Annotated in this window: 23 protein-coding genes and 1 pseudogene; 11 read left to right on the forward strand and 13 right to left on the reverse strand. The window is 64.7% G+C overall.

What is annotated here, in order from left to right:
- The first annotated feature begins 78 nt into the window (after positions 1–78).
- Positions 79–1006, forward strand: a pseudogene (locus ACVIYL_RS36890) (alpha/beta hydrolase family protein).
- 530 nt (positions 1007–1536) lie between these two features.
- Here the strand turns inward: ACVIYL_RS36890 and ACVIYL_RS36895 are convergent.
- From ACVIYL_RS36895 to ACVIYL_RS36920, 6 genes are all read right to left on the reverse strand, one after another.
- Positions 1537–1890, reverse strand: coding sequence for a cupin domain-containing protein (locus tag ACVIYL_RS36895; protein ID WP_456780875.1), 354 nt, complete (start codon positions 1888–1890; stop codon positions 1537–1539).
- A 57-nt stretch (positions 1891–1947) separates the two neighbouring features.
- Positions 1948–2157 (reverse strand): DUF2934 domain-containing protein, encoded by a 210-nt coding sequence (locus ACVIYL_RS36900; RefSeq protein WP_092084379.1) that lies wholly within the window; start codon positions 2155–2157, stop codon positions 1948–1950.
- A 471-nt stretch (positions 2158–2628) separates the two neighbouring features.
- Entirely contained in the window at positions 2629–4014 is a 1386-nt protein-coding gene (gor, locus tag ACVIYL_RS36905; RefSeq protein WP_456780876.1) for a glutathione-disulfide reductase, read from the reverse strand.
- 215 nt (positions 4015–4229) lie between these two features.
- Positions 4230–4760, reverse strand: a complete 531-nt coding sequence (locus ACVIYL_RS36910; protein WP_057017260.1) for a DUF2059 domain-containing protein — start codon at positions 4758–4760, stop codon at positions 4230–4232.
- A gap of 23 nt (positions 4761–4783) precedes the next feature.
- Positions 4784–5476 carry a ribose-5-phosphate isomerase RpiA gene (rpiA, locus tag ACVIYL_RS36915; RefSeq protein WP_456780877.1) on the reverse strand — a complete coding sequence of 231 codons (693 nt, stop codon included), beginning with the start codon at positions 5474–5476 and terminating at the stop codon, positions 4784–4786.
- Positions 5477–5589: 113 nt separating this feature from the next.
- Positions 5590–6423: an SDR family NAD(P)-dependent oxidoreductase gene (locus ACVIYL_RS36920; protein ID WP_456780878.1), complete on the reverse strand. Its 834-nt coding sequence runs from the start codon at positions 6421–6423 to the stop codon at positions 5590–5592.
- Between the two features lie 76 nt (positions 6424–6499).
- On the opposite strand from ACVIYL_RS36920, the gene ACVIYL_RS36925 reads away from it, so the two are divergent.
- The 6 genes from ACVIYL_RS36925 (at position 6500) to ACVIYL_RS36950 (ending at position 12960) form a co-directional block, all read left to right on the forward strand.
- Positions 6500–7180, forward strand: coding sequence for an HAD hydrolase-like protein (locus ACVIYL_RS36925; protein ID WP_076826449.1), 681 nt, complete (start codon positions 6500–6502; stop codon positions 7178–7180).
- 161 nt (positions 7181–7341) lie between these two features.
- Positions 7342–7830 (forward strand): PEGA domain-containing protein, encoded by a 489-nt coding sequence (locus tag ACVIYL_RS36930; protein ID WP_253609180.1) that lies wholly within the window; start codon positions 7342–7344, stop codon positions 7828–7830.
- 255 nt (positions 7831–8085) lie between these two features.
- Complete coding sequence (moaA, locus tag ACVIYL_RS36935; RefSeq protein WP_456780879.1) at positions 8086–9120, forward strand: GTP 3',8-cyclase MoaA; 1035 nt, start codon at positions 8086–8088, stop codon at positions 9118–9120.
- Between the two features lie 342 nt (positions 9121–9462).
- On the forward strand, positions 9463–10002 hold the full coding sequence (locus ACVIYL_RS36940; RefSeq protein ID WP_028334243.1) for a TRAP transporter small permease subunit: 540 nt from the start codon (positions 9463–9465) through the stop codon (positions 10000–10002).
- A complete protein-coding gene (locus ACVIYL_RS36945; RefSeq protein ID WP_253609181.1) occupies positions 9999–11600 on the forward strand; it encodes a TRAP transporter large permease in 1602 nt (533 codons plus the stop codon). The genes ACVIYL_RS36940 and ACVIYL_RS36945 overlap by 4 nt, the downstream gene beginning before the upstream one ends.
- A gap of 79 nt (positions 11601–11679) precedes the next feature.
- Positions 11680–12960 carry a M20/M25/M40 family metallo-hydrolase gene (locus ACVIYL_RS36950; protein ID WP_456780880.1) on the forward strand — a complete coding sequence of 427 codons (1281 nt, stop codon included), beginning with the start codon at positions 11680–11682 and terminating at the stop codon, positions 12958–12960.
- Between the two features lie 33 nt (positions 12961–12993).
- Here the strand turns inward: ACVIYL_RS36950 and ACVIYL_RS36955 are convergent, their stop codons facing one another.
- From ACVIYL_RS36955 to ACVIYL_RS36985, 7 genes are all read right to left on the reverse strand, one after another.
- Positions 12994–14322 (reverse strand): sensor histidine kinase, encoded by a 1329-nt coding sequence (locus ACVIYL_RS36955; protein WP_456780881.1) that lies wholly within the window; start codon positions 14320–14322, stop codon positions 12994–12996.
- Between the two features lie 2 nt (positions 14323–14324).
- On the reverse strand, positions 14325–14999 hold the full coding sequence (locus ACVIYL_RS36960) for a response regulator transcription factor (RefSeq protein WP_057017251.1): 675 nt from the start codon (positions 14997–14999) through the stop codon (positions 14325–14327).
- A gap of 383 nt (positions 15000–15382) precedes the next feature.
- Positions 15383–16471 (reverse strand): TRAP transporter substrate-binding protein, encoded by a 1089-nt coding sequence (locus tag ACVIYL_RS36965; RefSeq protein ID WP_028334238.1) that lies wholly within the window; start codon positions 16469–16471, stop codon positions 15383–15385.
- Between the two features lie 343 nt (positions 16472–16814).
- Positions 16815–17903, reverse strand: a complete 1089-nt coding sequence (locus ACVIYL_RS36970; RefSeq protein WP_092084399.1) for a TRAP transporter substrate-binding protein — start codon at positions 17901–17903, stop codon at positions 16815–16817.
- Between the two features lie 306 nt (positions 17904–18209).
- Complete coding sequence (locus ACVIYL_RS36975) at positions 18210–18359, reverse strand: hypothetical protein (RefSeq protein ID WP_229160782.1); 150 nt, start codon at positions 18357–18359, stop codon at positions 18210–18212.
- A 293-nt stretch (positions 18360–18652) separates the two neighbouring features.
- Positions 18653–19783 carry an Mrp/NBP35 family ATP-binding protein gene (locus tag ACVIYL_RS36980; protein ID WP_456780882.1) on the reverse strand — a complete coding sequence of 377 codons (1131 nt, stop codon included), beginning with the start codon at positions 19781–19783 and terminating at the stop codon, positions 18653–18655.
- A gap of 57 nt (positions 19784–19840) precedes the next feature.
- Positions 19841–20278 (reverse strand): VOC family protein, encoded by a 438-nt coding sequence (locus ACVIYL_RS36985; RefSeq protein WP_016843272.1) that lies wholly within the window; start codon positions 20276–20278, stop codon positions 19841–19843.
- Between the two features lie 200 nt (positions 20279–20478).
- Here ACVIYL_RS36985 and ACVIYL_RS36990 point away from each other — a divergent pair, with 200 nt between their 5' ends.
- The 4 genes from ACVIYL_RS36990 (at position 20479) to ACVIYL_RS37005 (ending at position 24293) form a co-directional block, all read left to right on the forward strand.
- Positions 20479–21351 (forward strand): NAD(P)-dependent oxidoreductase, encoded by an 873-nt coding sequence (locus ACVIYL_RS36990; RefSeq protein WP_253609185.1) that lies wholly within the window; start codon positions 20479–20481, stop codon positions 21349–21351.
- Between the two features lie 264 nt (positions 21352–21615).
- Entirely contained in the window at positions 21616–23223 is a 1608-nt protein-coding gene (locus ACVIYL_RS36995; RefSeq protein ID WP_253609186.1) for a sensor histidine kinase, read from the forward strand.
- A 256-nt stretch (positions 23224–23479) separates the two neighbouring features.
- Positions 23480–23683, forward strand: a complete 204-nt coding sequence (locus ACVIYL_RS37000; RefSeq protein WP_253609187.1) for a DUF1289 domain-containing protein — start codon at positions 23480–23482, stop codon at positions 23681–23683.
- Positions 23684–23702: 19 nt separating this feature from the next.
- Positions 23703–24293, forward strand: a complete 591-nt coding sequence (locus tag ACVIYL_RS37005; RefSeq protein WP_253609188.1) for a TIGR02281 family clan AA aspartic protease — start codon at positions 23703–23705, stop codon at positions 24291–24293.
- The last annotated feature ends 14 nt before the right edge of the window (positions 24294–24307 follow it).

Raw genomic sequence — 24307 nt, forward strand, 5'->3', positions numbered from 1 at the left:
CTTTCCCGCTAGAAGGATTCCTGCAATCTGGTCAAGCCCTTGCAGGGAAATCCGAATTCGCATTTGGTAGAGCATAGCATGAATGCCGGGGAAATCGCCGTGGCCTCCGCCGCGCTGGACGACGTTTTTAGCGACGACATCGTCGTGCCGGCCGCGGACGGCTATCCGCTCGCCGCGACGTTGTTCCTGCCCGCGCGGCACGCGGCGCCAGGCCGTGCTAATCAATTCGGCGACCGCCGTGCCCCGCAAGGTCTATCGTGGTTTCGCCGGCTACCTCGCCCGCCGCGGCGCCGCGGTACTGACCTACGACTACCGCGGCACCGGCGATAGCCGGCCGATGGCGGCGACCGGCCTCAACAAGCCGAAATCGCTGGCCGGCTTCAAGGCCACCATGGCCGACTGGGCCTCGCTCGATGCCACCGCGGCGGTGAGCTGGATGCGCGAGCGATACCGCAACCTCCCCTTCGCCTATGTCGGCCACTCCTTCGGCGGCCAGGCGCTCGGGCTGCTTGCCAACAATGCCGAGATCCCGCGCGCGCTCCTGATCGCATCGCAGGCTGCCTATTGGAAGCTGATGGCCTCGCCCGAACGCTACCGCGTCATCGCCTTCATGAACGGCGTCGGCCTGCCGCTGGCGCGCACGCTCGGCTACCTCCCCGCCTGGGCCGGCGTCGGCATGGACCTGCCGATTGGCGCGTTCGAGCAATGGCGGAGCTGGGTGATGCGGGAGCGCTATCTGCTCGATGATGCCACGCTGACAGCGCGCGAGAATTTTCCGAAGTTCAAGGGCAAGCTCCGCGCGCTTGTCATGACCGACGACACCTGGGCAACGCGGCCGGCGGTCGAATTGCTGTGCTCCGCCTTCACGTCGATCACGCCGGAGATCATCTCGATCCGTCCCGCCGACGCCGGCGCAAAAGCGATCGGCCATCTCGGCTTCTTCCGCAGCGACCACCGCGATGCGCTGTGGCGCGGCGCCGCGGAGTGGATTGAGGTGGAGGGGTAAGCACAGCACTCTCCGGCGTCGTCCCTGCTTTCGAAAGCAGGGACCCATACGCCGCGGCCTTTGTTGTCGTCGGGACTCGTCGTTCCAGCGCCGCGCAACAATTGAGATTTGGGGTAATGGGTCCTGGCCTGCGCCAGGACGACGATGAGGATGGTTCTCGCGCGATGCGATGCACCGCTGATGCGTAGCTCATCTTGAACCGAGAAGCCGCGGCGTACTGGATCGTCCGCATGCGCGGGCGATGACACAATGAGAGGTCGCTGCTCTTTCCACACGTCGTCCCTGCGAAAGCAAGGGACCCATAACCACAGGGCTGCGTTGTTGAAACAGGTTGTGGCTCCAGCGCTGCAAGCCAACTGACGTCGGCGGCTATGGGTCCCTGCTTTCGCAGGGACGACACCGCATGTATTGCGCTGCCGGTGAGTCATACATTCGCATTCTCGCGACATGAATCGCCCGAGCTTTGCTCTTCAACTCGGATTCGCGGTCAAGATGATGGGTATCGCTTCGCTCCACCCGTCCTACCAGTCTCACACCACCTTCCGCGGCGCAGCCGTCGCAGCGTCACCCGTGTTCGGCGTCCCGGTCGGTTCGATCAGCAGCAGATGCACCTCTCCCCTTGCGACAGGCCGATGCTCGACGCCCTTCGGCACGATGTACATCTGGCCGGGCGTTAGCGTCACGGTGCTGTCGCGCAGCTCGATGTCGAGGATGCCTTTCAGGACGAGGAAGAAGTCGTCGGTGTCGTCGTGCTTGTGCCAGACGAACTCGCCCTGCACCTTCACCACCATCACGTCGCAGGTATTGAATTGCGCCACGGTGCGCGGCGACCAGTGATCGCTGAATGTCGACAGTTTCTGCGAAAGATCGATCGCGCCGCTCATGATGCCTCCGGGTCCGGGCCAGCCTGCCGGACTCGTTAGCTCAGCCGTGCGACGCACTCAATGCACGCCCCTTAGCCTCTCCGGATACGCACTCGGCCCATTGTGCCTATTGATGTCGCAAGGCGCTTCGCCGTTGGTGGCCCGCCGCGCCAGCAGTTCCTTTTCGGCCTGATACCAGAGCTGATCCATCTTGCCCGGCGGCTCGCCGGCGTCCTTCCACAATTCGTAGGCGCGGGTCCGGATCTCCTGCTCGGTTGGGCCTCTCATGCGCGGCTCCCTCAATTTGAGACATCAAACTGTTTGAGAGTGGAACGGACAGCATAGCGCAAGGTTCCAGGGTGCGCGAGACGGCCGCGCGCCGATGGCGCATCGCCTGTGCACAAGCGCCGTTGCGCAGACCATTCGCCGGAAACCGCGTTCGATTTGAGGGCACGAAGCGGCCCTGAGGAAAAGTCCCGGGCGGATGTGCACGTCAACAAGGGTGCCCTAATTCCCGGGCACGAAGCGCGGCCGTCGGCGCCGGTCTTGCGGAGGCGCGCTACCCCTTCTGAGGTATGCAACCTTTGCCCGCTTCCGCAGACAAATACTCATCAGGATTTTGCCAACCTTCCTGGGGCTAGAGACAGCGCCGTCCGCATGCATTTTAAGCGGGCGGCGTTGGGCTGTCAGGCAGGGCTCATTCCCGTTCCCCATCGCCAGGAGAGCACCAGGACGGCAGCGCCGGCCCGCGGGCTACCGCTACTCCGCCGCCTGGCGCACGTGACGCGCGGTCGGGGTGCGCATCGTCACCAATTCTTCGGAAGCGGTCGGATGCAGCGCGATGGTGGCGTCGAAATCGGCCTTGGTCGCCTTCATCTTGACGGCGATCGCGACGGCCTGGGTGATTTCGGCGGCGCCATCGCCGACGATGTGGCAGCCGAGCACGCGGTCGCTCGCGCCGTCGACCACGAGCTTCATCAGCACGCGGGTGTCGCGGCCAGACATCGTCGCCTTGATCGGGCGGAAATCGGTCTTGTAGATGTCGACGTGGCTGAACTGCGCCCGCGCCTCCTCTTCCGTGAGTCCGACGGTGCCGACCTCCGGCTGCGAGAACACGGCGGTCGGGATCGTGGCGTGGTCGACCTCGACCGGGCGCTTGCCGAACACCGTGTCGGCGAAGGCATGGCCCTCGCGGATCGCCACCGGGGTCAGATTGGTGCGGTGGGTGACGTCGCCAACCGCGTAGATGTTGTCGACCGAGGTCTTCGACCAGCCGTCGACCTGGATGCCGCCATTGGCCGGATTGATGGCGACGCCGGCGGTCTCCAGCCCGAGATTGGCGACATTGGGATGCCGGCCGATCGCGAACATCACCTGGTCGGTGGCGATGCTCGAGCCGCTCGACAGATGCGTGGTGAAGTCACGGCCGTGCTTGTCGACCTTCGCCACCGTGCAGCCGGTGATGATGGTGATGCCGCGCTTCTCCATCTCGGCGCGGACATGCTTGCGCACGTCCTCGTCGAAGCCGCGCAGGATGTTGTCGCCGCGATAGATCACCGTGACGTCGGAGCCGAAGCCGGCGAAGATGCCGGCGAATTCCAGCGCGATGTAGCCGCCGCCCTGGATCACGATCCGCTTCGGCAGCTCCTTGAGGTGAAAAGCCTCGTTGGAGGAGATCACGTGCTCGATGCCGGGCACGATCGGCCCGTGATTGGGCGCGCCGCCGGTCGCGATCAGGATGTACTTCGCCGTCACCTTCTCGCCGGTGGCGAGTCTGATGGTGTGGGCATCCTCAAGCACCGCACGGGTCTTCGCGATCCGTGCGCCCGACTTCTCGACGTTGGTGGTGTAGGCGCCCTCGAGCCGGGCGATCTCCTTGTCCTTGTTGGCGACGAGAGTGGCCCAGTCGAACGAGACCTGCCCGATGCTCCAGCCGAAGCCGGCCGCGTCCTCGATCTCGTCGTGGACGTGGCTGCCGATCACGAACAGCTTCTTCGGCACGCAGCCGCGGATCACGCAGGTGCCGCCCATCCGGTACTCTTCGGCGACCATGACCTTCGCACCGTAACCCGCGGCGATGCGGGCGGCACGAACGCCGCCCGAACCACCACCGATGACAAACAGGTCGACGTCAAACTCGGCCATGGTAAATCTCAGCTCTAATCGCCGGAATTCGGCTTGATCAACTGCTTTCCCTCATCTTGAGGGCATCTAGTCTTTCACCGCCGTCATTGCGAGGAGCGATAGCGACGAAGCAATCCATCTCTCCGCTTGTGGGACAATGGATTGCTTCGCTTCGCTCGCAATGACGTAGATAGTGCGGCGCACTCAACTTGACGCCCGTCATGCTGAGGCGTCGCTTAGATATCCTTGCCGCGCTTCTTCATCTCGGCCTTGAACTGGGCGTTGACGATCACGCCAAACTGCTGCGCCCACTGCTGCATATATTGCAGCGAATCGTTGATTGCCTTGGGCTCGGAGGTCAGAAGCTTCTGACCGAGCGGCGTCTTGTAGAAGATCACGAGATCCTTCAGCTCCTGCTCGGTGAACTCGGCGGCGTAGAGCTGCGCCATGCCTTCGCCGATTTCCTTCTCACTGCCACCCAGGTTCTTGGCGATGACGAGCGCGACCTCGTTGAGGTCCTTCTGGTAGTTGAGGTATTGCTGGAGCAGACCGGTCTTGGTCTTCTCGATGATTCCAGGAACGGCGCCGGCATACATCACCTGCACGTTCTTCATCTGAAGGATTTCCTTGGCGTACCCAATCGCCGCGGGGGTCGACTGCTTGACCTGGGGCATGGGAGGCAGCTGCGGCTGCTGCGCCATCGCCGGTGCGAGCGCCAGTCCAGCCGCCAGGGCCGCAGCCGACAAAAGTCCCGAAAAACGATTCATTCCAAGTCTCCTTGCTTGCGGCCTCATGGCCGTTCAACAACCCGAATTCCCTGCGCGCCGGCCAGCACGGCGACGCTGCCAAGCCCGATGAACAGGCCGTGTTCGACCACGCCCGGAATCACGCTGAGCAAACCGGCAAGACGCGGCGGATCGCCGATCCGGCCGAGATGGGCATCGACGATCCAGTGGCCGCCATCGGTGACAAAAACGTGACCGTCCTTGCCTTTCCGGATCAGGATTTCGCCTGACACGCCGGCCTCGGCGAATGCCCGCGCCATCGCGGCCTGGGTCGCGGCGAGCCCGAACGGGATCACCTCGACCGGCAACGGAAAGCGGCCGAGCACGTCGACCCATTTGCTGTCGTCGGCGATCACGATCATGCGATCACTGGCGGCCGCGACGATCTTCTCGCGCAGCAGCGCCCCGCCGCCGCCCTTGATCAGGTTGAGCGCCGGGTCGATCTCGTCGGCGCCGTCGATGGTGAGGTCGAGATGGTCGATCTCGTCCAGCGTGGTCAGCGGAATGCCGCAGCGGATCGCATCCGCGCGGGTCGCTTCCGAGGTCGGCACGCCGATCACCTTCATGCCCGACCGGACCTTCTCGCCGAGCAGCTCGACGAAATGCTTCGCGGTCGATCCGGTGCCGAGCCCGAGCTTCATGCCGTCGCGCACCTCTTCGAGCGCGCGCGCCGCCGCCTGGCGTTTCAGTGCGTCCATGTCCACGTGCCGATAGCCCCTCGGTTGTCCGTTACGGGCCGCCATCGGGTGGCCCGGCGGGCGCATATCTAGCGTCGTTTTGCAGGCAGGAATAGCGGCAAGCGGGCCAGTCTTTAGGCCGAAACGGCGTCCATCGCGGCCAAAATCGCCGAAAAACGCTGTTCGACCTCGGCCCGCATCCCGGGTTGGGTGAAAATGTAGAACTGGTCGTCGCGGATCGCGGCCAGCACATGTCCTGCAACCGACGCCGGATCGAGACCGGTCTCCAGGCGTCGCGCGATCTCGGCGACGACAGCGGCCATCGGGCTTGCCGGATCGAGCGGACGGGTCGGGCCGTACTGCTCGCCGCGGTTGCGCCCGCTCTCGCCGATCCGGGTCCGCACAAAGCTCGGACAGAGCACGCTGACGCCGATCCCGAGCGGCCTGAGCTGCATGGCGAGCCCTTCGGACAGGCTGACGACGGCGAACTTGGTCGCCGAATACGGGCTCAAGCCAAGCCCGGCATTCATCCCGGCCATCGAAGCCGTATTGACGATATGGCCACCCTCGCCGTGCCCGCGAATGTGCGGCAGGAAGCTCCTGATGCCGTGCACGACGCCCATCAGATTGACGTCGATCACCCAGCGCCAGTCGTCGACCGAGATCGGGTCAATGCCGCCGCCGGCCGCGACGCCGGCATTGTTGCAGAGGACATGAACCTTGCCGAAGGCGCGGAACGACGCCTCCGCCGCGCGATCGACGCTTAGGGGATCGGCAACGTCGCAGACCACGCCGTGAACATCCGCACCGCCTGCGCGCAGCGCATCGACGGCCTTGTCCAGCGGACCGGTTTCAATGTCGGCGAGCATCACCTTCATGCCCTCGCGAGCAAAGGCGGTTGCCATCGCAAGTCCGATTCCGCTGGCCGCGCCGGTGACAAAAGCGGCTTTTCCGGCAAGTTCCCGCATCTCAGCCTCCCCTATCTCATGACGTGCCCACATCTACTCTTGCATCGCAGCGCCTGGCCCGATAGCCAAAAGCATCATGTCCGCCGCCTCTCCCCCCATCGTCGTATTCGATCTCGACGGCACGCTGGTCGACACCGCGCCCGATCTGATCGGCGCGCTGAACCATGTGCTCGACCGCGAGGGCCTGCGGCCGGTGCCGCTGGCGGCCGCGCGCAGCATGATCGGCGCCGGCGCCCGCAAGCTGCTGGAACGCGGGCTCGAGGTGGAAGGACGCGCGGTCAGCGTCGGTGACCTTGACCGCTTAACCGCGGATTTCGTCGACTATTATGCCGAGCATATCGCCGACGGCTCGCGCCCGTTCGACGGGCTCGAGGCCGCGCTAGACCGGCTCGAGGCAAAGGGCCATCGCTTTGCGGTGTGCACCAACAAGCTGGAATGGCTGTCGAAGCTGCTGCTCGACCGGCTCGGCCTGACCAAGCGCTTCGCCGCGATCTGCGGCGCCGATACGTTCGGTATTGCAAAACCCGATCCGACGTTCCTGCGCGAGACGGTGGCCCGCGCCGGCGGCCGGCTGCCCGGCGCCATCATGGTCGGCGATGCCGGCCCCGATGTCGGGGTCGCAAGGCGCGCCCAGGTCCCGGTGATCGGCGTCGATTTTGGCTATACGGACGTTCCGATGACCGAGCTGAAGCCGGACCGGCTGATCAGCCATATGCGCGATCTGCCGGACGCCGTCGCCAGCCTGAGCGCGGCATAAACTTTCCGCAACGCACTGATATCGCTAGGCAATATTCAGCCATGCGATTCTGCCATTAACCATCCGCTAACGAACAGGGCCCCCGCTGTTGCGCCTCTGTTCCGACGCACCTATGGTCCGCTCCGGGGATTGTGGCTGATTGCCGCAGTAGAGTGTGGATCATGCGTCGTATCATCGTAATTGCGGCCGCCGGGCTGAGCCTGGCCGGCTGCTCCTCCTTCTCGTTGGATTCGTTCAAGTCGGCGCCACCGCCGATGCCGGTGCAGCTGGATTCGAACCCGCCGGGCGCCGACGCGGTGACCTCGCTCGGACCGGGCTGCAAGACGCCCTGCACCGTGTCGATCCCGGCGCCGGAGACCAACTTCTCCGTCACCTTCAACATGCCGAAGTTCCAGCCGGCGACGGTTCCGGTCACCGTGACCCGCGTTCCCGGCGACTTCACCACGCCGGCCACCACGACGCTGGATCCGAGTCCGGTGTTCGCCGAGCTGCAGCCGGCCGGACCGCCGCCGCGCGCGGCGAAGAAGCCGATACGGAAGAAGAAGCCGAAACCGGCTGCCGCTGCGGCGCCTGCCGCCGCCGCTCCGGACTCCGCGTTCCCCGCCCCGAGCGCGGCTGCGCCGGCGCCGGCCGCCGCGCCGTCGCGCTAGCGCGGGCGGCCGAACCGCGTTTGCACTGCACAAGAGCCCGGCCCAAAGCCGGGTTTTTGTATTTGGCCGAGACACATCCGCGATTGCGATCATGCATCGCGCGATATGCCTCGCCTATCGCTTTGCATGTTGCGGATCATCCATACGATCATCCCTTGGGACGCATTGTGACAACGCGCCAACATGCATAGATTGCGGATGCCGGAGCCGATCACGGCGCGGCAGGCAGGAAACAGATTGCAAGGCCGGAACTGAATGAACGGATCCACGCAAGCGCATTCCGACACGCTGTTTCGTCCGATGACCGATCCGTTCGGCCGGACCATCCGTTATTTGCGCGTCTCCGTCACCGACCGCTGCGACCTGCGCTGCTTCTACTGCATGTCGGAAGACATGACCTTCCTGCCGAAGGCCGATCTGCTAACACTGGAAGAGCTCGACCGGCTCTGCTCGGCGTTCGTCGCCAAGGGCGTGCGCAAGATCCGCCTCACCGGCGGCGAGCCGCTGGTCCGCCGCAACGTGATGGGCTTGGTGCGCTCGCTGTCGCGGCATCTGACCACGGGCGCACTCGACGAATTGACGCTGACCACCAACGGTTCGCAGCTGGCGCGCTTCGCCCAGGAGCTGGCCGATTGCGGTGTGCGCCGCGTCAACGTCTCGCTCGACACCCTCGACCCCGTAAAATTCCGGGCCATCACCCGCTGGGGCGACATCGACAAGGTGCTGTCGGGCATCGAGGCGGCGCGGTCGGCGGGACTCGCGGTCAAGATCAACGCGGTCGCGCTGAAGAACCTGAACGAGGACGAGATACCGGCGCTGATGGAATGGGCGCACGGCAAGGGCATGGGCCTCACCTTGATCGAGGTGATGCCGATGGGCGACATCGGCGAAGGCCGGATCGATCAGTACGTGCCGCTGTCCTTGATGCGCGCGCGGCTCGAGAAACACTACACGCTGACCGATCTGTCCGACGACACCGGCGGCCCCGCCCGCTACGTCCGGGTCGCCGAGACCGGCGGCAAGCTCGGCTTCATCACGCCGATGACCCATAATTTCTGCGAATCCTGCAACCGGGTGCGGATCACCTGCACCGGCACGCTGCACACCTGCCTCGGCCACGAGGACGCCTCCGACCTGCGCCGGCCGCTGCGTGCCTCCGCCGACAACGATTTGCTGGCGGCGGCCATCGACCGGGCCATCGGACTGAAGCCGAAGGGGCACGATTTCATCATCGACCGCCGCCACAACCGTCCGAGCGTCAGCCGCCACATGAGCGTGACCGGCGGCTAGTCTTCAAGCTCCCTCCCGACGCGCGGCCTGTCCCCCGATTACCAAGGCGGGACAACAGTTTGCCGCGGCGTCAATTTGTCCATTTTCCGATTGACGGCGTTCCACGGCGCTGATTTGGTGAATCAGCTTTCACGCTAGTCTGGCCAGCATAGGCCGCTGCCCTCCGTCGGCTCCTGCCGACGATCCCCGGCAGCCAAGAACGGCTGAAGCGGATTTCGGGGGAGGACGAACGTTTGCAACTGCTCCTGAAAGTGGGCCGTGGCTCCGTGCGCATGCGCGCGGCGGCCAGATGATGCTTGAAGAGATATTCGGCGCGCGGATGGCGCGACCGTGGAGATCGTGATGCGCCCATTGTTGGCATTAAGTCAGGCCATCGACCAACTCAACGAGAAGATCGGCTACATCTGCAACCTGCTGGTGCTGATCTCGTGCCTGGTCAGCGCCGGCAACGCCATGATCCGCTACGCGTTCAGCTACTCGTCGAACGGCTGGCTCGAGGCGCAGTGGTACATGTTCGCGATCCTCGTGATGTTCGGCGCCTCCTACACCTTCAAGCGCAACGAGCATGTCCGCGTCGAGATCATGTATCTGATGCTGTCCGAACGCGGCCAGCTCTGGCTCGACCTGATCGGAACGCTGTTCTTCCTGATCCCGGCCTGCCTCCTGCTCGCATATCTGTCGTGGCCGTTCTTCTACCAGGCCTATGCGGTCGGCGAGATGAGCGGCAACGCCGGCGGCCTGCTGCGCTGGCCAATCAAGTTCGTTATCCCGTCCGGCTTCGTGATGCTTGCGCTGCAAGGCGTCTCAGAGGTGATCAAGCGGATCGCCGCGCTGCAGGGCTACGTGACCATCGACGCGAAGTATGAGAGGCCGACTCAATGATCACGCTGGAGATGATGCCGCCACTGATGTTCGGCGGCCTGATCGTAGCGATGCTGATCGGTTATCCGGTGGCGTTCACGCTCGCCGCGGTCGGCCTGTCGTTCGGGTTCCTCTCGATCTATCTCGGCTTCTTCGACCTCAACTTCCTGCAGGCGATCCCGGGCCGCATCTTCGGCAGCGTGCTGTCCAACGAGCTGCTGCTGGCGATCCCGTTCTTCACCTTCATGGGCGCGATATTGGAGAGATGCGGGCTCGCCGAGGACATGCTGGATTCGATGGGCCAGCTGTTCGGCCCGATCCGCGGCGGCCTCGGCTATTCCGTGATCATCGTCGGCTTCATCCTCGGCGCCATCACCGGCACGGTGGCGGCGCAGGTGATCGCGATGGCGCTGATCTCGATGCCGGTGATGATCCGCTACGGCTACAACATCCGCTACATCACGGGCGTGCTCGCCGCCTCCGGCACCATCACGCAACTTGTCCCTCCCTCTCTCGTCCTGATCGTGCTCGCCGACCAGCTCGGCAAGTCGGTCGGCGACATGTATCTCGGCGCCTGGGGCCCATCGGTGTTCCAGATCCTGCTGTTCGCCGGCTACACCTTCCTGCTCGGCATCTTCAAGCCAAGCCATGTCCCCGCGGTGCCGATCGAGGCGCGCACGCTGACCGGGTGGGCGCTGTGGAAGAAGTGCCTGCTCGGCATCATCCCCTCGGCGGTACTGATCTTCGTCGTGCTCGGCACCATGATGATGGGCCTTGCGACCCCGACGGAGGCCGGCGCCATGGGCGCGGTCGGCGCCATCGTGCTCGCCGCCATCCACCACAAGGATTTCAGCGCCACCGGCAACAAGGTGCTGATAACAGGCGTGATCGCCGGCGGCATCGGCACCATCATCGCGATGCTCTACAGCGAGAACCTGATCTTCAAGCTCGCCTTCGCGATCACCTACGCCGCGGTGGTCTGGATCTGCCTCGAGGCCGTCAAGATCCCGGACCTGCGCGACCTGATCAAGCAGGGCTACGAGACCACCATGCGGATCACTTGCATGGTCACCTTCATCCTGATCGGCTCGACCTGCTTCTCGGTCGTGTTCCTCGGCGTATCCGGCGGCACCTGGCTGGAGCACCATCTGACCTCGCTGCCCGGCGGCGTCTGGGGCTTCCTGATCTTCATCAACCTGTTCATCTTCTTCCTGGCGTTCTTCCTCGACTTCTTCGAGATCGCCTTCATCATCCTGCCGATGGTCGCGCCGATCGCGCAGAAGGTGCTGGCGCCGGTGGTCGGCCCCGACGCCGCGCTGATCTGGTTCGGCGTGATGCTCTGCGTCAACATGCAGACCTCGTTCCTGCATCCGCCGTTCGGCTTCGCGCTGTTCTATCTGCGCGGCGTGGCGCCCAAGGAAGTGAAGAGCTCGGACATCTACTGGGGCGCAATGCCGTGGATCGGCCTGCAGGCGATCATGGTGGCGCTGGTGATCGCGTTCCCGGTCGTCGTCACCGGACTGCTCGACAAGCCGCTCGATGTCGACCTCAACAAGGTCAAGATCGAGGTGCCGCAGATCGACCTGCCGCCGCTCGACTTCGGACAACCGAAGCAGTAGCCGGCATCAGCGCATTCGGCGTGCCCAGAGCCTGTGAAGACGGGGATACGGATCGTCCTCCAACTCACAGATCGCCGCCATGCCCCAAATGCGTCCCGCCCGCTCGTTCATTCGCCCGCTGATGCTGTCGTTTGGTTTGGCGCTCGCCGCGCCCGCAGCGCATGCAGCCGACCTTCGCGCGCTGGCGCAACAGGAACAGCAGCCGCTGCTCGACACCCTGCGCGACCTCGTGCAGATCGAATCCGGCAGCAAGGACATCGAGGGCCTGAACCAGCTCGCCGAGCGCGTCGCCGGCCAGCTCAAGCAGCTCGGCGGCACGGTCGAAATCCTGCAGACCACCGATATTTACCGCCTCGACGACACGCCCGAGAAGATCGGTCCCGCCGTGCAGGCCGTCTTCAAGGGTACCGGCAGCGCGAAGATCATGCTGATCGCGCACATGGACACGGTGTATCTCAAGGGCATGCTGAAGGACCAACCCTTCCGCATCGATGGCGACAAGGCCTACGGGCTCGGCATTGCCGACGACAAGCAGGGCGTCGCCACCATCATCCACGCCGTGGCGTTGCTGCAGAAGCTGAACTTCAAAAATTACGGCACGCTCACCGTGCTGATCAATGGCGACGAGGAGATCTCTTCGCCCGGCTGGCGCAGCACCATCACCCGTCTCGCCGCGGAACAGGATGCCGTGTTCTCGTTCGAGGGCGGCGGCACCGACGGCACGCTGCGCCTCGCCACCAGCGGCATCGGCTCGGCCTATCTCACGGTGCACGGCAAGTCGTCGCATGCGGGCGCCAGGCCCGAAGGCGGCGTGAATGCGCTCTATGAGCTGTCACACCAGGTGCTGCAGATGAAGGACCTGTCCAAGCCGGAGCAGGGCCTGAAGCTGAACTGGACGGTGTCCAAGTCCGGCACCAACCGCAACGTGATCCCAGCCGAAGCCACCGCCCAGGCCGACGCGCGCGCGCTCAAGGTGGCGGATTTCGACGAGCTCGAGAAAGCCCTGCAGGACAAGATCAAGAATCGCCTGCTGCCGGACTCCAGGGTGGACGTGAAGTTCGAGGTGCGCCGCCCGCCGCTCGAAGCGAGCGACGCCTCGCGCCGCGTGGCCGGCCACGGCAAGACGATTTATCAGGAGCTCGGCATGTCGCTGAACGTCGCCGAGCGGGCCACCGGCGGCGGCACCGACGCCGCATTTGCCGCCCTCAAGACCAAGGGCGCCGTGGTGGAAGGCATGGGCCTGTCGGGCTTCGGCGCGCACTCCAACGATGCCGAATACGTGCAGATCAACAGCATCGTGCCGCGCCTGGTGCTGACCACACGCATGATCATGGACCTGTCCGACGGCAAGGTGAAGTAGACCGGCAAGGCCGCGGCACGTTCGCGGGCCGGCTCAGGACGCCGCCGGCTCCGCCTTGGCGAGGCGGAAGCGCAGCGTGAACTGGGCGCCGCCGGACGGCAGGTTCTCCACCCTCACCGTCGCATCGTGATCGTCGACGACGCCGCGCACGATCGAGAGCCCGAGCCCCGCGCCGTCGGTGCGCTGGCGATCGCTGCGCCAGAAGCGCTGGAAGATCAGCCCCTGCTCGGCGGGCGCAATCCCCGGCCCGCAGTCGCGCACCTGCACCGAACCGTTGTCGTGCACCTCGACATCGACCGAGGTCCTCTCGGCGGTGTACTTGATGGCGTTCTCCGCCAGATTGAAGATCGCCCGCTGCAGCATCTCCGCATTGCCCCTGACCTGCACCGGACTGTCAGTGCCGCGCAACGCGATGTCCTTCTGCTGCGCCAGCGCATAGGGCGCGATCGAGCCGACCACCTCGGCGCACACCGCGCGCAAATCCGCGGTCTCGCCGGGATCCAGCACCAGCGTGTCGAGCTCGGCGATCTCCAGCAGCTGGCTGACGATGCGGCTCATGCTCTCGATGTCGGCATGCAACTCCCTGGTCCCCTTGGCCGCATCGAGCGTCTCGATCCGGGTCCTGAGGATCGCAAGCGGCGTGCGCAGCTGATGCGCGGCATCGGCCGTGAACTGGCGCTGCACGTGAAAGCCTTCCTCAAGGCGATCGAACGCCTGGTTGACGGCGGTCACCAGCGGCAGGATCTCGCTCGGAATCCCCTCCGTCGGAAGGCGGATATCGGTCCTTGCCGGTCCGATGCTCCTCGCCTCCTCCGAGGCCCGCAACAGTGGAATCACCGCGCGGCGGAAGATCAGGATATCGGTGGCAAGCAGGATCAGAAGGATCGGGATGGTGATCCAGCCAACCCGCCGGAAGAAATTGGAGACGATGTCGTCGATGATGACGTCGCGATGCGACAGGTCCTCGGCGACCAGGATGCGCAGCGTCTGGCCGCCGAGCAGCTTGGTGACACTGGCACCGGAAATCCGGTTGGCGGACGCCGGAAGTCGCGGCGCCTCGCGATGCGACGAAAACAGCAGATGACAGTCGGCATCGTAGATGTCGTAGCGATAGCGGCCATAGGCGTCGGAATAGAGCCCCCTCAGGCTGTCCGGCAGGTTGAGCTGCACCTTGCCCGCGGCATCGACCGAGAGGTTCTGGCCGAGATCGGCGGCCTGGTCGCGCATCGCTTCGCGATGCAGCTGATTGATCTCCGAATTCAACAGCCACAGCAGCAGCAGCGGCAGGAAGATCGCCGCGACCGCGACCGCCACGATGTGCAGGAACACGATCCGCGACGTCAGCGACTTGAAGCGGAACACGCCTACTTCTCCTCCGCCATCAGATAACCGACGCCCCGAATGGTATGGATGATGACCCTGGCGCGGTGCTCCGTGAGCAGCTTGCGCAGCCGCGACACGTAAACCTCGACCGCGTTCGAGGCGACCTCGCCGGCGAGGCCGAAGATGTGGTCCTCGACATTCTTCTTCGGCACCACCCGCCCCTGCCGTCGCAACAGGATCTCCAGCACCGACGTCTCGCGCGCCGAGAACACGTGTGGAGCGCCGTCGACGAACACCTGCTTGCTCTCGGTGTCGTAGACCAGATTGGCGAGCTTCAGCGAGGAGCCGAGCAGCTGGCCGGGCCGGCGCAGGATGGCTTCGAGCCGCGCCACCAGCTCCTCCAGCGCGAACGGCTTCGCCAGATAGTCGTCCGCGCCGCTGCGCAGGCCGCTGACCCGATCCTGCAGGCCGCCCCGCGCGGTCAGCACCAGCACCGGCAGCGGATCGGTCTTGCGGCGAAGCTCCGACAGCACCGACAAGCCATCGCCGTCGGGCAGACCGAGATCGAGGATCATGGCGGCATAACTGACGCTGCGCAGCGCATCGCGCGCCTCGGCAACGCTGTTGACGACATCGGACTCATATCCCGCCGCCATCAGCCCGCTGGCCAGCAGCCGCGAGAGCTCGACATTGTCCTCGACGATCAGAAGGCGCATCGCAGCAATCCTGACTTCATTCAATCGATCTTCTGCTTGCTGTCGTCAAAACAAGACGCATGCGAAGGTGACGTCTCGATGGCGACACAAGCGCATGTTGCTCCAGCTCGTGTTACTGCCCTGAAAACAGATACCGCCTCGCCGCTGCAATCAAAATCTACGCCAGGCGCCTTTGATTGCGCCCGTGTAAGGCTGACGTCAGCTAGCCATGATAACATAACGGATTGCGCGTTCGCGCCCGGAGATCGAGAACTGGCAGCTGCCGCCACGGCCAGCGACCGGCGGTCATGCGTCTTCGCAAGTCGCGCCGCGGCCGCGATCGCGGCATGGAAAAGCCCCGGCGCTTTCGCTCCGAGGCTGATTTCCTGTCCAACTCGCAGCGGTCACGCCTGCGAGTGGCGCGCCATGAAATTGTCGTAGCCGACCTCGGCGACCTGGAACCATTGATAGCCGTTGTTGGAGAACGAGGTCAGCGAGTCATAGACCTTCTTGAAGTTGGCATTGGTCGCGGAAACCTCGGCATGCAGCTCCTTGGCGGCCTTGAAGGAAGCTTCCATCACCGCAGGCGGGAACGGGCGCAGCTTGGTGCCGACCGCGAGCAGCTTCTTCAGCGCGATCGGATTGGCCTGGTCGTAGCGCGCCATCATCCAGTTGTTGGCGAGATGGCCGGCCTGCTCAAGCACGAACTGATAATGCTTCGGCAGCGCGTTCCACTTGTCGAGATTGATCATCGCCACCAGCATGGGGCCGCCCTCCCACCAGCCGGGGAAGTAATAGTTCGGCGCGACCTTGTAGAAGCCGAGCTTCTCGTCGTCGTAGGGACCGACCCACTCGGCCGCATCGATCGTGCCCTTCTCCAGCGCCGGATAGATGTCGCCGCCGGCGAGTTGCTGCGGCACCGCGCCGAGCTTCTGCATCACCTTGCCGGCAAAGCCGCCGATGCGGAATTTGAGGCCCTTGAGATCGTCGACGCTGTTGATCTCCTTGCGGAACCAGCCACCCATCTGGCAGCCGGTGTTGCCGGCGAGCAGCGAGGTGACGTTGTAGCTCTTGTAGAACTCGTTGAGCAGGTCCTTGCCGCCGCCCAGCATGAACCAGGCCTGGTTGAGGCGCATGTTGGGCCCGAACGGCACCGCCGAGCCGAAGGTGAAGGTCGGGTCCTTGCCGAAATAATAATAAGGCGCGGTGTGCCCCATCTCGACGGTGCCGTTCTGCACGGCGTCGAGCACCTGCAGGCCCGGCACGATCTCGCCCGCGGCAAAGGTCTGGATCTGGAATTTGTTGTCGGTGGCTTCACCGACCGCCTTCGCCATCAGCTCGGCGCCGCCGTGCAGCGTGTCGAGCGACTTCGGCCAGCTCGTCGTCAAGCGCCACTTGAGCTCCGGCATCGACTGCGCGATCGCGGGAGCTGCGACCGTGGCGGCGCCGGCGACGCCCAGACCCGTGACCTTGATGAAATCTCTTCGCTTCATTTGAATCCTGCCCTGTTCGATTGTGTTGTCCGAGCGTCGACTGCTTTCGATCGTCGCGCCGCTTTTCTTTTTGCCGTCATGACCGGTGACCGATCACACGCCGCCTTCGTGCCGAGGCTTCGGATGCGAGCATGGAACATCCCCTTCACGAATGCCAGACGCAAAAAAACCCGGCCTCCTTGCGGAGGCCGGGCAATGCGTTCGCGTCGCGCGAACGCTCGTCCAAAAGGCTAGAGCGTTTTCGAGCGAAGTGGATACCGGTTCGCGTGAAGAAAACGCGTCAAAACAAGAATCTAGAGCCCCGTTCCGATTCCATCGGAACGGGAAAAGCTCTAGACGCCGATCAGCCGCGGGTGCGCGAGCGGATCATGAAGCTGTCGAAGGTGTATTCGGCGACCTGCCACCACAGATACTGGTCGGAGCGGTACGCCTGCATGGCCTCGATCGACTTCTTGAAGTCGGCATTCTTGGCCGAGATTTCACCCCACAGCTCGTTGGTCGCCTTGAGGCAGGCCTCAAGCACCTCGTTGGTGAACGGACGCAGCTGCGTGCCGCCGGCAACCAGCCGCTTCAGCGCGGAGGGGTTCTGCATGTCGTAGCGCGCGGCCATCCAGCTGTTGGCGTTGGCGGCGCCGTTGGCCAGGATCGCCTGGTAGTTCTTCGGCAGCGCGTTCCACTTCTCCAGGTTGACGAAGGAGTGCACGGTCGGACCGCCTTCCCAGAAGCCCGGATAGTAGTAGTACTTGGCGACCTTCTGGAAGCCGAGCTTCTCGTCGTCATAGGGACCGACCCACTCGGCCGCGTCGATGGTGCCCTTTTCGAGCGCCGGATAGATGTCGCCGCCGGCGAGTTGCTGCGGCACCACGCCGACCTTCTGCAGCACCTGGCCGGCAATGCCGCCGATCCGCATCTTCAGGCCCGACATGTCGGCGACGGTCTTGATCTCCTTGCGGAACCAGCCGCCCATCTGGGTGCCGGTGTTGCCGGTCGGGAAACCGATCACGCCGAACTTCTTGAAGAACTCGTTGCCGAGCTCCTGACCACCGCCCTGATACCACCAGGAGTTCTGCATGCGGGCATTGAGACCGAACGGCACCGACGCGTAGATCGCGAAGGTCGGGTCCTTACCGACATAGTAGTAGGCGACGGTGTGCGACATCTCGACCGTGCCGTTGGAGGTCGCGTCCAGCGCCTGCAGGCCGGGGACGACTTCGCCCGCCGCGAACACCTGGATCTGGAACTTGTTGTCGGTCATTTCGGCGACGTACTTCGACAGCTCGACGGCACCGCCATAGATGGTGTCGAGCGACTTCGGGAAGCTCGAGGTCAGGCGCCACTTGATTTCAGGCGATGACTGCGCGATCGCCGGCGCGGCAACCGCCGTCGCGGCAGCACCGGCCGCAGAAACTTTCAAAAAATCACGACGCTTCATCGTAAGACTTCTCCTTCAGGGGCGTTTCCCAGTGACCGCAAGCAGTTCTCCGGCAGGCGCATGAAGGCTTGCCGAGGCGCTCTGGGTCGGCCCTTTAACACGGAAGGTGGCTTCACGGAAACGCGACAATGGCATGACCGCGCCAATTAAACGAAAGTCTGATGAGGCTGGAAATCAGCCGGAAAATGCGCCTTCAAGCAGCGACGATGACGCCTGGCAGGTGGCCGCGGAGCTGCCGCCGACCGCGCGGTAAATCGCCGCGTGCGGCCGTCCGGTCCGCTCTCAACCACCGGGTTACGGGAGCAATCAGCGCCGCGTCGTCGCCCGCGCCTTCTTGGCTTGATCAGCCAAATACCGCCCGCGCCGGATCCAGCTTTGCGCGGTTGTCTTGCTGACACCATACGTCTTGGCGATCACCTCGGCGGCCTCGCCGATCGAGTCGGATTTCTTGGCCATGTTGAACGCCAGCCGGGAGGCCTCTGCGCGCTTCTCCCGCGTCAGATGTTTGCGGTGCTGCTTGTTTGCTTCGCGTGATGCTGCCATGTCGATGGTCGCCTCACGGCCCCTTCCCGCAGTTTTGGCTTCACCCGTGGCCGCCTTCCGCTGATCGAAGGGTGGTACGATTCGGCCACTCCTGCATAAACATACAGGCCGGAACCGATTCAGCAATCGTCCAAAGGCCACGAGCCTGTGAAGAAAGCCCGCCGGGCTCCCGACGCTTCGCGACCAATCGGCCCAGCAGCGCAGGCTCAGGCTGCCGCGATGACGCCTTGCAGCTGCTCGCGGACCTTGCCGCCGATCGCGCGGTAGATCGCCGCGTGCGGGCCGTCCGGTTCGCTCTCGACCACCGGGTTGCCGGCATCGGAGGCGGTGCGGATCGCGATGTGCAGGGGGATTTCGCCGAGGAACGGCACCCCCAGCTTCTCGGCTTCGTGGCGGGCGCCGCCATGGCCGAAGATATCCGAGCGGGTGCCGCAATGCGGGCACTGGAAATAGCTCATGTTCTCGACGATGCCGAGCACCGGCACGTTGACCTTCTTGAACATCGCAAGCCCGCGCCGGGCGTCGATCAGCGAGAGGTCCTGCGGGGTCGAGACGATGACGGCGCCCTTGAGCGGGACATTCTGCGCCAGCGTGAGCTGGGCATCGCCGGTGCCGGGCGGCATGTCGACCACGAGCACGTCGAGCGTGCCCCAGGCGACGTCGCGCAGCATCTGGGTGATCGCCGACATCACCATCGGCCCGCGCCAGATCATCGCGGTGTCTTCCTCGACCAGGAAGCCGATCGACATGATCGACAGGCCGAAGCGCTGTAGCGGGACCATCTTCTTGTCGTCATTGAGCTGCGGCTTCTCGCGGATGCCGGTCAGCCGCGGCACCGACGGGCCGTAGATGTCGGCGTCAAGCAGCCCGACGCGCAGGCCGAGGTCGCGCAGACCGAGCGCGAGGTTGAGCGCCGTGGTCGATTTGCCGACGCCGCCCTTACCGGAGGCGACGGCGATGACGGCGGAGATGCCGGGGATCTCGGCCTGCCGGGCCATCGGCGATTGCCCGCCGGGCGGATGCGGATGACGATGGGCGGACGCCGGCGGGACGCCGCCGGCCGGCCGCGGCGCGGGCGCCGCACCGCCCGCCTTGCGCTCGGCGGTCAGCGCGATCATCGCGACGCTGACGCCGGGAATGGCGCGTACGGCGTTCTCGGCCTGCGCACGCACGCTCTCCCAGGCGCGCGCCTCCGCGGCGTCGACATTGATCGAGAAGAACACCTTGCCGTCGGTGACCGTGATCGCCGACAGCACATTGGCGTTGGTCAAGGCCGTGCCGCGTGGCGACATCACCTTGGCAAGGCAATCGAGAACCTGTTGCTGCGTCACGCTCACCGCGCATCTCCTGGAAAGTTCAAGAGACCGACCCATAGAGCGTTGCAGCGCAAAAGGCTACCTCGCTCCGACGTCGTCCCGCCGCTCGGCCGGCGCAGCCGAGCCGCCTTCCTTGGCGGCCTCGTAGTTCAGCTCGATCATGACCCCGTTCGGGTCGTTGACGAAGATCTGCCAGAGATCGCCGCCGGGAACCTGGCGCGAGTCGAATTCCATCCCCTTGGACTGAAGCCGCTGCCGCATCCCATCGAAGCCCTGGCTGGCAAAGGCGACGTGATGGACGACGCCCGAGTCAGGCTTTTGTGCCTCGTCGGTCGCCGAAATATCGACCAGATGCACGACCGCCTTGCCCTCGCTGTACATCCACGCACCGGGGAACGCGAAGTTCGGCCGCGCGCCCTTTTCCAGGCCCAGAATGTCCTCATAGAACCGCACCGTGGCGGAGAGATTCCGGGTCCGGATATTGAAATGATCGAGCACACCGACGCTCATGCCCATGCGAGACACTCCCTTTTTTGTGAAGTTCGCTGGTGGGCCGATCCTAGCACAAAACCGCCTTCTGCCATCCCACCAAGGCCGTTGCCCTCCGCTGCACAGGGGGTATGGTGCGGCTCCTTCCATGGACGGAATGCCCTGCCCGCCGCGAATTTGCCGGCAGGCGAAGGGCGATCACCACGGCAAATCACAAGGTAACAGATATGGCTAAAGTCGCTTTTCTCGGTCTCGGCGTGATGGGTTTCCCGATGGCGGGACACCTCGTGAAAAAAGGCGGCCATGAGGTCACCGTGTACAACCGGACCGCGGCGAAGGCGAAGGAATGGGCCGACAAGTTCGGCGGCAAGACGGCGCCGACCCCGAAGGCCGCCGCCGAAGGCCAGGATTTCGTGATGTGCTGCGTCGGCAACGACAACGACCTGCGCGCGGTCACGATCGGCCCCGACGGCGCCTTCGCCGGGATCCGGAAGGGCGCGACCTTCGTCGATCACACCACCGCCTCCGCCGAGGTCGCCCGCGAGCTCGATGCCGCCGCGACCAAGGCCGGCTTCAAATTCGTCGACGCGCCGGTGTCGGGCGGCCAGGCCGGCGCCGAGAACGGCGTGCTGACGGTGATGTGCGGCGGCACCGAAGACGCCTATGCGGGCGCCGAGCCGATCATCACCGGCGCTTACGCGCGGATGTGCAAATTGCTCGGCCCGGCCGGCGCCGGCCAGCTCACCAAGATGGTCAACCAGATCTGCATCGCAGGTCTGGTTCAGGGCCTGTCCGAGGGCATCCACTTCGCCAAGAAGAGCGGCCTCGACGTCGCCGCCGTGATCGAAACCATCTCCAAGGGCGCGGCGCAGTCCTGGCAGATGGAGAACCGCTACAAGACCATGAACGAGGGCAAGTACGATTTCGGCTTCGCGGTCGAGTGGATGCGCAAGGACCTCTCGATTGCGCTGGCGGAGGCCCGCCGCAACGGCGCCACCCTGCCCGCCACCGCGCTGGTCGACCAGTTCTATGCCGAGGTCGAGAAGATGGGCGGCAAGCGTTGGGACACGTCGAGCCTGCTGGCCCGTCTGCAGCGCTAGTTCCTCCTCGCATACGGCCATGGTGATCCGCGCCGGCGGGTCACCTGCCACGTGACCTCGTCGCCTATGTTTGCGGACGCCGGGGCGCGACCGGTGGCGATTGCGAGCCTCCATTCGCAACGGCGCGGCGCCCGTGCGCAAAAGTTAATTTAACTTCCCGTTTACGCTTTTCCTTAGCTCTTTAAGGCAACGCTTAATGATTTAGCGTCACAGATAGACAATGCAAAAAGCCCGCGCGGTTCGTGGGCAGGATTTGTGTTGTTGATGAGTAATCCCGCAGAAAAGCCTGAAGTTGTAGCGCTTCCGGCAGGACCTCAGGTGACGGCGCCGGTGAACAGCCGGCGCGTCGCCGCGCAGCGGGTGCGCGAGGCGCGGGATCGGTTAACGTCAACCAGTGGAACCCGCCCGGCGTTCGACGCCGAACTGCTCCGTCAATACGCCCAGACCCGGATCTCGGCGTCCTACGTCGTGATGCTGCTCGTGGTGGCAACCGGCGTGCTGTTTGGCCTCTGGATGAGGCCGATCGTGGCCGGCGCCTGGACGGTCGGCATCCTCTGCGTCCATCTCGCGATCATCCGCAGCTGCGCCCGCTTCCTCGCCGAGCCGACCTCGGTCGCGGTGACCCGCAAATGGCGGACCCGCTTCGTGCTGCTCGACCTGCTCTACGGGCTGTGCTGGACCGCGATCCTGATCCACCCCGCCGGGCGCGATCTCGCCTCCAACACGCTGATGATGTTTTTGATGCTGCTGGTGATCGCAGTCTCCAGCATGCTGGCCGCGAGCCTGCCGATCGCAGCCCTTGCGGCGACCGTTCCGGTAACAGTCGGGATCGCGCTCGACCTCGTGCTCAACGGCGCGTTCGACAATTACGTGCTGGCGCTGCTGGCGCTTGCGGCCGAAGGCTATTTTGCCCTGCTCGCGCACCGCCTGCATTCGACCACGCTGGCGACGCTGGAGGCCCGCGCCGAAAAGGATGCGCTGATCGGTGAGCTGGAACAGGCCAAGGCGATCTCCGACGAGGCGCGACACCGCGCCGAGTCCGCCAACGTCGCCAAGTCGCGCTTCCTCGCCCAGATGAGCCACGAACTGCGCACACCGCTCAATGCGATCCTCGGCTTCTCCGAGGTGATGAAGAGCGAGATTTTCGGCGCGCATACCGTGCCCGTGTACAAGGAATATTCCGCCGACATCCATAATTCCGGCGTGCACCTGCTCAATCTCATCAACGAGATACTCGACCTGTCGCGGATCGAGGCCGGCCGCTACGAGCTGAACGAAGAGGCCGTAGCGCTGGTGCATGTCGTTGCCGACTGCCACCATCTCCTGAAGCTGCGCGCCTCCAGCCGCGGCATCACCATCCACGAGGTGTTCGAGCACGGCATGCCCAGGATCTGGGGCGACGAGCGCGCCATCCGCCAGGTCGTGCTCAACCTGCTCTCCAACTCGATCAAGTTCACGCCGCAGGGCGGCGAAATCTGGCTGAAGGTCGGCTGGACGGCGTCGGGCGGGCAATATCTGAGCGTCAAGGACACCGGCAGCGGCATCGCCGAGGACGAGATCCCGGTCGTGCTGGCCTCCTTCGGCCAGGGCTCCAACTCGATCAAGTCGGCGGAACAGGGCGCGGGCCTTGGCCTGCCGATCGCGAAAAGCCTGATCGACATGCATGGCGGCACCTTCACGCTGAAGTCGAAGCTGCGCATCGGCACCGAGGTGATCGTCACCTTGCCACCGGAACGGGTGATGAGCGCGCTGGCGCCAATGACTGAAGAAGCGCCGCCGATGCAGCCGCCGGAGCCCGTCGAGCCCGCGATGGGCGCCGACCGGAAACGCGTGCGCCGCAAGTCGATCATGAGTGCCGGCACCGGATTGTAGAGCATGTCGCGGAAGATCGTGACGCGGTTATCGCCAGAGCCCTTTCCGTTTCGATGGATTCGGAACGGGGCTCCAGATTTTGGTTCTGACGCGTTCTCTTTACGCGAACCGGTATCCACTTCGCTCGAAAACGCTTTGGCAACAAACCCAAGGCGTTCGCGCCAGGACCATGCTCGCGACAAAATGCCGAGGCGTGATGCTGCATCCCATGTCAACCGGCTTGCACCGGCCGCCGAAACCGTTCAACACTTGAACAATGAGCTCAGAGACGCCGTGTATCGCAGTCTGCATGATGGACCCCAGGACGAAGCTCTGCTTCGGCTGTGGCCGCACGCTCCCGGAGATCGCGCGCTGGCACAGGATGGACCGCACGGAGCGGCTGTCGGTGATGGCGACGCTGCCGGCCCGCATGGCCGAGGCTGGGCTCGAGCGCATGGAGCCGCGTCCGAAGCGCGCGTGATCGCGGCGGGAGTTGCGCCGTGACCCGTATCCTCCTCGTCATCGTGCTGCTGATGGCAACCGCCGGCGCCGTCGTTGCCTATGGCGACCCCGAGCAGATCGCCCGCGCCAGGGAGAATCTGACCCAGATCTTCGGCCGCAGCATCACCGCCGCAGCCTCCACCTCCAGCTCCGCCCCCGCGGTGCAGATCGCGCGCGGCCAGGGCGGCGAGTTCGCGTTCCGCGCCAAGATCAACGGCGTCAGCGCCCCGATGGTGATCGACACCGGCGCGACCTCGGTCGTGCTGACCTGGGAAACCGCGAAAGCGATCGGGCTGCCGATCGATATGCTCGAATACAATGTCGACCTCGAGACCGCCGGCGGTCACACCAAGGCGGCTCGGCTGACGCTCGACCGGCTAGCGGTCGGCAAGCTGGTCGAGAAATCGGTGCCGGCGCTGGTGGTGCAGCGCGGGCAGATGAAGACCAACCTGCTCGGCATGAGCTTCCTCGACCGGCTCGAGAGCTGGGGCGTTCGCGCCGACACGCTGAGCCTGACCGGCTACCCCGACGTCACCGGCAGCATCAACACCTCAAGTCGCCACCGGCGCCCGCGTACGGCCGTCGACTAGCGCGACGGCGCCTA

This window comes from Bradyrhizobium sp. USDA 3315 (assembly GCF_054056795.1).

Bases quoted from the DNA above. Each gene is read 5' to 3' on its own strand.
- ACVIYL_RS36895 (WP_456780875.1), bottom strand. From the start codon at position 1,890: ATGAGCGGCGCGATCGATCTTTCGCAGAAACTGTCGACATTCAGCGAT.
- ACVIYL_RS36900 (WP_092084379.1), bottom strand. From the start codon at position 2,157: ATGAGAGGCCCAACCGAGCAGGAGATCCGGACCCGCGCCTACGAATTG.
- gor (WP_456780876.1), bottom strand. From the start codon at position 4,014: ATGGCCGAGTTTGACGTCGACCTGTTTGTCATCGGTGGTGGTTCGGGC.
- ACVIYL_RS36910 (WP_057017260.1), bottom strand. From the start codon at position 4,760: ATGAATCGTTTTTCGGGACTTTTGTCGGCTGCGGCCCTGGCGGCTGGA.
- rpiA (WP_456780877.1), bottom strand. From the start codon at position 5,476: ATGGACGCACTGAAACGCCAGGCGGCGGCGCGCGCGCTCGAAGAGGTG.
- ACVIYL_RS36920 (WP_456780878.1), bottom strand. From the start codon at position 6,423: ATGCGGGAACTTGCCGGAAAAGCCGCTTTTGTCACCGGCGCGGCCAGC.
- ACVIYL_RS36925 (WP_076826449.1), top strand. From the start codon at position 6,500: ATGTCCGCCGCCTCTCCCCCCATCGTCGTATTCGATCTCGACGGCACG.
- ACVIYL_RS36930 (WP_253609180.1), top strand. From the start codon at position 7,342: ATGCGTCGTATCATCGTAATTGCGGCCGCCGGGCTGAGCCTGGCCGGC.
- moaA (WP_456780879.1), top strand. From the start codon at position 8,086: ATGAACGGATCCACGCAAGCGCATTCCGACACGCTGTTTCGTCCGATG.
- ACVIYL_RS36940 (WP_028334243.1), top strand. From the start codon at position 9,463: ATGCGCCCATTGTTGGCATTAAGTCAGGCCATCGACCAACTCAACGAG.
- ACVIYL_RS36945 (WP_253609181.1), top strand. From the start codon at position 9,999: ATGATCACGCTGGAGATGATGCCGCCACTGATGTTCGGCGGCCTGATC.
- ACVIYL_RS36950 (WP_456780880.1), top strand. From the start codon at position 11,680: ATGCCCCAAATGCGTCCCGCCCGCTCGTTCATTCGCCCGCTGATGCTG.
- ACVIYL_RS36960 (WP_057017251.1), bottom strand. From the start codon at position 14,999: ATGCGCCTTCTGATCGTCGAGGACAATGTCGAGCTCTCGCGGCTGCTG.
- ACVIYL_RS36965 (WP_028334238.1), bottom strand. From the start codon at position 16,471: ATGAAGCGAAGAGATTTCATCAAGGTCACGGGTCTGGGCGTCGCCGGC.
- ACVIYL_RS36970 (WP_092084399.1), bottom strand. From the start codon at position 17,903: ATGAAGCGTCGTGATTTTTTGAAAGTTTCTGCGGCCGGTGCTGCCGCG.
- ACVIYL_RS36975 (WP_229160782.1), bottom strand. From the start codon at position 18,359: ATGGCCAAGAAATCCGACTCGATCGGCGAGGCCGCCGAGGTGATCGCC.
- ACVIYL_RS36985 (WP_016843272.1), bottom strand. From the start codon at position 20,278: ATGGGCATGAGCGTCGGTGTGCTCGATCATTTCAATATCCGGACCCGG.
- ACVIYL_RS36990 (WP_253609185.1), top strand. From the start codon at position 20,479: ATGGCTAAAGTCGCTTTTCTCGGTCTCGGCGTGATGGGTTTCCCGATG.
- ACVIYL_RS36995 (WP_253609186.1), top strand. From the start codon at position 21,616: ATGAGTAATCCCGCAGAAAAGCCTGAAGTTGTAGCGCTTCCGGCAGGA.
- ACVIYL_RS37000 (WP_253609187.1), top strand. From the start codon at position 23,480: ATGAGCTCAGAGACGCCGTGTATCGCAGTCTGCATGATGGACCCCAGG.